3 protein-coding genes are annotated in these 1859 nt (G+C 58.4%); 2 read left to right on the top strand and 1 reads right to left on the bottom strand.

Annotated elements, in window-relative coordinates; genetic code table 11:
- Together B2W52_RS20560 and B2W52_RS20555 are read left to right on the top strand one after the other, a co-directional pair.
- On the top strand, positions 1-722 hold a 722-nt coding region (locus B2W52_RS20560), incomplete at its 5' end, for an MDR family oxidoreductase (protein WP_286804001.1).
- A gap of 44 nt (positions 723-766) precedes the next feature.
- Complete coding sequence (locus tag B2W52_RS20555) at positions 767-1345, top strand: peroxidase-related enzyme (RefSeq protein WP_273157221.1); 579 nt, start codon at positions 767-769, stop codon at positions 1343-1345.
- A 185-nt stretch (positions 1346-1530) separates the two neighbouring features.
- Here B2W52_RS20555 and B2W52_RS20550 read toward each other — a convergent pair.
- Positions 1531-1859, bottom strand: a 329-nt coding sequence (locus B2W52_RS20550; protein ID WP_286804000.1) for an aldehyde dehydrogenase family protein, incomplete at its 5' end; no start/stop codon positions are given.

Here is a 1859-nt window from a genome sequence, read left to right as displayed (position 1 = left end):
GGTGGGGCGTTGGCGAGAAACACTGGGGCGGCCTGGCCGAAAAAGCCCGTGTTTCCGGTGACTGGCTGATTCCTCTGCCCAAGGCGTTTTCTCCTCGACAGGCCATGGCCATCGGCACCGCCGGCTATACCGCCATGCTTTGTGTCATGGCACTGGAAAAGAATGGCGTAACACCTGATTCCGGCGACATCCTGGTGACCGGGGCGACCGGTGGCGTTGGAAGCATCGCGGTGGCGCTGCTGGCCAAGCGGGGTTATTCCGTGACCGCGGTGACCGGCCGATCCGAAGAAGCAGACTATCTGAAGTCGTTGGGGGCCGGAAACATCCTCGATCGCGCTGAGCTGAGTGAACCAGGCAAACCCCTGGTGCGCGAGACCTGGGCCGGCGCCATTGATGTGGCCGGTGGACAGGTGCTGGCCAATGTCTGTGCCGGCATGAAATACCGTGGCGTCGTCGCAGCCTGTGGTCTCGCGGCCGGCATGGACTTCCCGTCCACCGTTGCCCCGTTCATTCTTCGGGGTGTGACCTTGTGCGGCGTGGACAGCGTGATGGCGCCCAAAGCTGAGCGACTGGAAGCCTGGAAGCGCCTGTCGGAGGATCTCGACATCGATCTGCTCGAGCGCATGATCACGGAAATACCCTTTGAAGACGCCATCGAAGGTGCCAGCCAACTGCTGGAAGGCAAGGTTCGTGGACGTATCGTCGTACCGGTCGCAGGCTGAACCGAAACTTCTTGAACCATAAAACCGCCATTAAAGGAATTGTTATGAGCTCGTCCAACGAACAACCAATAAGCCGATTCCCGGTTCCGTCGCTTGAATCACTCCCGGCGGACATCCGGGAGAAGATTCTTGCCGTTCAGGAAAAGTCGGGGTTTATCCCCAATGTCTTTCTGGTACTGGCACGTCGCCCAGCCGAGTTTCGTGCCTTCTTTGATTACCAGGATGCCCTGATGGAAAAAGACAGCAACCTCACCAAAGGCGAACGCGAGATGATCGTGGTCGCTACCAGCAACCTGAACCAGTGCCAGTACTGCGTGGTGGCCCATGGCGCTATTCTGCGCATCCGTGAAAAGAACCCGGAGATCGCAGATCAGGTCGCCGTGAACTACCGAAAGGCCGACATCACTGAACGCCAGAAAGCCATGCTTGATTTCGCCATAAAGGTTTCGCAACAAGCCCAAGAGGTGTGTGACGCGGACTTTGAGGAACTCAAACGCCATGGTTTCAACGACGAGGATATCTGGGACATCTCCGGCATCGCCGCGTTCTTCGGGCTTTCCAATCGGATGGCAAACGTGACAAACATGCGGCCTAACGCAGAGTTCTACTCACTGGGGCGATAAAGCGCTTTGACACCACAATCCGCCCCAATAAAAAAGGCCCTGGGAAGGGCCAAAAGAGAGTGACAGAAAAACCCGAACTCTCGTCAGAGAGCCGCCCCAGCCAGACGCCGGGGAATGAAGGTGCACATCCGCTGTGCTGACTCACAGGCGGGCCCGTGTGGGAGGCCCGCTTACCGCTCATTGATTCAGAAGAAACCCAGCGGGTTGGTGTCGTAGCTGGTCAGCATGCACTTGGTCTGCTGATAGTGCTCGAGCGCCATCTTGTGGGTTTCACGGCCAACGCCAGACTTCTTGTAACCACCGAAGGCTGCGTGAGCCGGGTAGGCGTGGTAACAGTTCATCCACACCCGACCGGCCTGGATGTTGCGGCCCATCCGGTAGGCGAGATTGGTGTCGCGGGTCCATACACCGGCACCCAGACCAAACTCGGTGTCGTTGGCGATGGCCAGGGCTTCTTCCTCGGTCTTGAAGGTGGTAACGCCCACGACCGGTCCGAAGATTTCTTCCTGGAACA

The sequence above is a fragment of the Marinobacter sp. UBA2498 genome (genome assembly GCF_002341575.1).
Taxonomy (GTDB): domain Bacteria; phylum Pseudomonadota; class Gammaproteobacteria; order Pseudomonadales; family Oleiphilaceae; genus Marinobacter; species Marinobacter manganoxydans.
This window is presented reverse-complemented; position numbering and strand designations above follow the sequence as displayed.